2 protein-coding genes are annotated in these 775 nt (G+C 43.9%); both read left to right on the top strand.

Annotated features, from left to right (window positions below; all coding sequences use genetic code 11):
* The coding region (locus tag B5F88_RS21220; RefSeq protein WP_204246294.1) for a hypothetical protein at window positions 1-197 on the top strand (197 nt) is incomplete at its 5' end.
* Window positions 194-775: DNA adenine methylase (locus B5F88_RS20535; protein WP_204246293.1), on the top strand; the 582-nt coding region annotated here is incomplete at its 3' end. The genes B5F88_RS21220 and B5F88_RS20535, both read left to right, overlap by 4 nt.

The following is a 775-nucleotide window of genomic DNA, read 5'->3' as shown; positions in this document are numbered from 1 at the left end:
TTGAGAACAGCCAATATTCTTTCACACCCAAGGCATTAAAGGAATATCTGTTCCAAGAGGGATTTACTGTGACCAACAAGGGGCAATATGATTATGTAATGCCAATCCCAAATGACGAGAAGAAGAAAAAGCAAAAGTATATCTGTCTCATTAAAGTCAAACTTGATAAGGCCATATCACAGGAAAGACAGGTATGAGGACGGAGATATTAAGTGCCTTCCCCTACTTTGGTGGTAAGGCAGCACTGACACAAACCATCTGTGAGATGTTGGATTATAGCTGTGAACGGTTTATAGAGCCGTTCGGTGGTGGCGCTCGTGTCCTGTTGAATAAACCACGCCATGCGCTGGAGATTTATAACGATGCCAGCGCCGGGTTATGTGCGTTTATGCGGTGTATGAGTGACCCTCAGAAAGCCCAGGAGGTCATAGACAGGCTTTATGATACTCAGTATGATCCTGAGACATTCTATTCTGCCGTACAGCTCAGAAACGAGGTAGAGGACGACTATTTCGACGAGGACAGGAGACAGCTAAAGTTATATCTCAAGCATTTGGAGCAGAAATATAGTGACCCCTCTGTGCTGGATTTGATTGAGGAAATACGCCGCAATCTGAAATCCCATCCGCTGGAAATGGATTTAAGCCCATTGAAAGCATTATCTGACAGCACAGGATTGAGCACAGAAGAATCCATGCAGCTGACACAGTTTTATGGTGGATTGCAAGGAATTTTAGACTATGTGCGTCCTATATATGATGATGAACTGAACGAT

It is taken from the genome of Flavonifractor sp. An306, assembly GCF_002159455.1.
Lineage (GTDB): Bacteria > Bacillota > Clostridia > Oscillospirales > Oscillospiraceae > Flavonifractor.
The sequence above is the reverse complement of the archived record's forward strand: the minus strand, read 5'-3'. Positions and strand labels throughout refer to the sequence as shown.